Annotated in this window: 3 protein-coding genes and 1 pseudogene; 3 read left to right on the forward strand and 1 reads right to left on the reverse strand. The window is 52.2% G+C overall.

All coding sequences use genetic code 11. From position 1 onward, the window contains the following. Window positions 1-662, forward strand: a 662-nt coding sequence (mtnA, locus tag IQ219_RS17150) for an S-methyl-5-thioribose-1-phosphate isomerase (protein ID WP_194073412.1), incomplete at its 5' end; no start/stop codon positions are given. Window positions 663-749: 87 nt separating this feature from the next. Here the strand turns inward: mtnA and IQ219_RS17155 are convergent. Beyond that, window positions 750-1,427 (reverse strand): lysophospholipid acyltransferase family protein, encoded by a 678-nt coding sequence (locus IQ219_RS17155; RefSeq protein ID WP_194073413.1) that lies wholly within the window; start codon window positions 1,425-1,427, stop codon window positions 750-752. A gap of 291 nt (window positions 1,428-1,718) precedes the next feature. Here IQ219_RS17155 and IQ219_RS17160 point away from each other — a divergent pair, with 291 nt between their 5' ends. Together IQ219_RS17160 and IQ219_RS17165 are read left to right on the forward strand one after the other, a co-directional pair. Continuing rightward, window positions 1,719-3,728 (forward strand): M48 family metallopeptidase, encoded by a 2,010-nt coding sequence (locus tag IQ219_RS17160; protein ID WP_194073414.1) that lies wholly within the window; start codon window positions 1,719-1,721, stop codon window positions 3,726-3,728. 136 nt (window positions 3,729-3,864) lie between these two features. Further along, window positions 3,865-4,380 (forward strand): annotated as a pseudogene (locus tag IQ219_RS17165) (collagen-like protein); the annotation flags it as partial.

Here is a 4,380-nt window from a genome sequence, read left to right on the forward strand (position 1 = left end):
AACAAATCCAACTCGATGACCTCCGTACTTGTCAGGCGATCGGGGCAGCAGGACTCGAGGTGCTACCAAGGGAACCCCAGCAGTTAACCATTCTCACCCACTGCAATGCCGGTGCTTTGGCCACCGCTGGTTACGGTACGGCGATCGGGGTGATCCGGGCTGCCTGGTCTGCGGGTCGATTGGCCCGGGTCTATGCCGACGAAACTAGACCTAGATTGCAGGGAGCGAAGTTAACAGTGTGGGAATGTGTGCAAGCGGGCATCCCCGTTACCCTGATTACCGATAATATGGCCGCCCATTGCATGCAACAACAACGCATTGACGCCGTAGTGGTGGGAGCTGATCGCATTGCCAGAAATGGTGATACGGCTAATAAAATTGGCACCTATGGTTTAGCCGTGTTGGCAAAAATGCATGCCATTCCTTTTTTTGTTGCCGCCCCATTATCTACTGTGGATTTTGCTTTGGATGATGGCAGTCAAATTCCCATTGAAGAACGGGACCCGGTGGAAATTTACCAACCAGGATCGACCCGCATTACCCCAGAGGGAGCGGAATTTTATAACCCCGCTTTTGATGTCACCCCCGCCAGTTTAATCACCGCCATCATTACGGAACAGGGGGCCATTGCCCCAGGACAGTTGGCAGATCTAGAGGCTTAGTTGGGTAGTCTATTTCCCCATAAAAGTAACTTTTTCCACATTTTTGGCAATAGTTTTCCACAGAAAATCCCCCTCTGGATACCGTTATTAATCCCTGCCTAAATCCAGCATTTGGTGAATTTGTGCTTGGCAAGCTTTAGTCACCGCTTCCAATTCGGGTTTCTTATTCTTGACCGGCGGGGCGATCGCCTCCCCAATGCGAATGGTTAAAGGTACAGGATGGGGCCAGGGGGAACCGGGCTGGAAAATTTGCTCTACCCCCCCCAAACTAACTGGAATAATGGGTACTTGGGCCTTGGCCGCAATCATGGCGGCCCCCAATTTCGGTTGGTGAATGCGGCCATCCTTTGTTCTCGTTCCTTCCAGAAATACCCCCACTAGCCATCCATCCCCCAGGGCTGTCAGGGCGGCCCGCAACGCCCCCCGATCGCCACTGCCCCGTTTCACTGGATAAGCTCCATAGAGGCGAATGGCTGGGCCCAGCAGGGGCACATTAAATAATTCTTCCTTGGCCATAAAAGCCACCGGTCGGGCCATGGCACAGGACAAAAATGGTGGGTCAAAGTAACTAGCATGGTTGCTCACTACCAAGGCTGGCCCCTGGGTTGGCACCAATTCCTGACCATACACCCGAGCCTGGAACAATCCATGGAGCAAGGGCCGCACCACTCCCCACTTCAAACCCCGGTAGAGAGCTAAATTGAGTGAAGTTTCCCTTGGACGAGGGGCACTCAAACCACCACTATGATTAATCTCGGAATCCACTGAGCTTTCCCAGAAAATACTTGCTCCAACACTTTATCAAAACCATGCCGGGAAATCCCCGCATCAACGGCTAGGGTCCCTGTCTGTGCCGAAAATAGGACAATCTGGGCAATAAAAACTATCGGCGAGGAACTGGACTAACAGGATGTCCCCACCGCAAATCACACAGATAATAGCAACAAAAATTAAGCAAAACACTCTTCCATGGCTCATATTGGGGGTGGGAGAATGGAATTTTTGCCTCCATACTGGTTCCGGCTCCTCTGCTCTCGTTTCCCCGCTTTTGCTTCCATGAATGCCCATGAAATTGCCCTGACCCTCCAAAAGGGACTTAAGGCCCTCCAAAATCAAGAATATCAGTCGGCGATCAAAGCTTTGGAAATGGTCTGTCGCCGGGTACCCAACCAGGAATCCCCCGAATTTCTCAAAGCTCAGATGGCTTTGGTGCGGGCCTATCGAGCCTTGGGAAGATTTGAGCAGTCTCGGGAACTGTGTGAATACCTGACCCGGAATCCCGACCCGGAGGTGGAAAATTGGGCCAAGACAATGATGCTCATGCTCTTGAAACAGGAAAATGCTGATGAGGGAGAAGGGGAAGAGGATGCCCTGTCCACTGACTTGAAAGCTGGTCGGGCGGAAAATAGTCGGGTTAAGGTAGCCCTGCCCAGGGTGGCCGATAGTTTGCCTTTTATTTTTGGTGTGGGCCTGTTGGTTCCCCTTTTAACCACTTCTGTACTGTTGACACCGCTGGCATGGTGGTTGGCCCAGGGACAGTGGCAAAAATTGCTGGCCATTAGTCTGGGGCTGGGGATTGCGGTTAATTTCCTCGCTTTGTTTTACAGCGTCCCCATGATGGATCTGATCAACCGGCGCATTTATGGCGCTGAATGGGTCAACCTCGGCGCAGTGCAAAAATATAGCCCCGAAGCCGGAGAACTGATGTTGCGGGTAGCCCGAGCCAAGACTTTTCCCATTCCCAAGCTGGGGGTTATTGCCGATAATCGTCCGGTTATGTTTGCCTATGGTGTGCAACAAAAAAATAGTCGTATTGTGCTCAGCCAGGGGATTTTTCGTTATCTGAGCGCCGAAGAAATTGCCACCCTCCTGGGCCATGAGTTGGCCCACATTGTCCGCCGGGATTGTGCCCTATTGACCTGTATGAGTGGTTGGGGGCAAATATTCTACTGGTTATACTGTGAGCTACAAATGGCCCGGAGTTCCTGGCCGGCGATCGCCAAGATATTGATCGCCCCGTTGGTCTGGATTTGCTTGGCCCTGTTTCGCATTAATCAGGGGGCTAACCATTACTTTGCCCGCACAAGGGAATATTACGCTGACCATTTTTCCGTCAACTACACCGGTAATCCCAATGCCTTGATCCGGGCCCTGGTGAAAATGACCAGGGCTTTGGTAAAGCAAGAAAGACAGGCGGAGAAACCCGCTTTGTTTCTGGAGGGAATGCGTAATTTTGCTAACTATGATGCCTACACAGCGGCGGCCTGTGAGCGGGGAGAAAGATTTGATCCGAGAATGGTAGGCAATCTACTCCTCTGGGACTGGGGCAGTCCTTGGCGGGGCATCATTACTTGGTGTAGCTCCCATCCCCTTTTGGGCAAGCGGCTCCAGGTGTTGAGCCATTATGCCGAACAGTTAGACCTGGACACGGAATATAACCTTGTACTCAGCCGTCGGCAAATCTCCCTCGAAGAAGCAAAAAAAAGAACTATATTCTTTTACCTGGAAGTATTTATTTGGCTGTTGCCCCTTTGGTTTGCCCTGGGCTTAGGTTGGTGGATTCAACAGGAAGATAGTACTTTGAAGTTATCCCTCCCCCAAGCCATACTGGTGGGACTAGGAGCGGGGATTCTACTCCGTACCGCTTGGCAAAGTTTAGGACAGAGAAAAGTGGCCGCCCCCACCGTACTAAGTGTGCTTAGCGACGCTAATTTGAGTCCTATCTGGGGCACTCAGGTTAATTGGCAGGGCAAATTCCGTTTGGTGCAAGCCAGTGTTTGGCGGGCACCGAAATTGTATTTTCACGACCGCACCGGGGTAATTCCTGTGCGCTATCCCTTTTGGACCAGACTATTACCCCCCTTTCGTTCTCCCCAGACCCGCTTAGAGGAGATCGCCTTGGGGTCCGTGAAAGTCAGTGGCATGGTGGTGCGGGGTTTATCCCCCCAGTTGCAGTTTGCCACCATCACCAATGAGGAAGACCAAATGTTAATTGGCTATCCGCTTTTTCTCGCTTGGACAGGGGGATTGTTATTGATCTTATTGGGAATTTTGCTCCCAGGGTAAACTCAGATTGCCAAGCCCCAGATGGTTTAGGGCGGAACCAACCCCCAATGTCCCCCAGTCAAGGAGATTAGCTTGGTTTCCGTTTAAACCTGTGCCACAATTTCCAATTGGTTTTTGCATTGCAAGGAGAATTAATTTGCGTTTTGCCTCCATTTTGGCCCTGGCTATTCCCCTCAATCTAGTGGCCCCTAGCCTAACCGCCACCCCTTTAACCAATGGAGAATGCCTACTTTTGGCCCAAGCCAGTCAAAGGAGAAATGTTGGTTCCGTCGGCGCACCAGGGGCTAGGGGTGTGGATGGCCAGGACGGTGCCGACACCGATAACCTCACGGTTTTCAGCGATGGTTCTCCCATGACCCTTAATTTGGCCGGTAGGGATGGGGCTCCAGGTACTCCCGGTGCAGAAGGATCTCCGGCCAATTGCCCCGCTTTGGACACCAGTCAACGGCAAGATGTGCAAATGGCCAATGGCAGTGATGGTGGGGATGGAGGTAATGGAGGTAACGGTGGCAATGGCGGTTCCATAACCATTTACACTCGCAATCTCAACAGCCTCAACCAAATTTTTGTCGGGGCCGCCGGTGGGAAAGGGGGATCCCCTGGTCTGGGGGGAACTGGGGGGCAGGCCTGTCAATGTAGCCAACCCTATTGG

Source organism: Synechocystis sp. LEGE 06083 (assembly GCF_015207725.1).
GTDB lineage: Bacteria > Cyanobacteriota > Cyanobacteriia > Cyanobacteriales > Microcystaceae > Synechocystis > Synechocystis salina.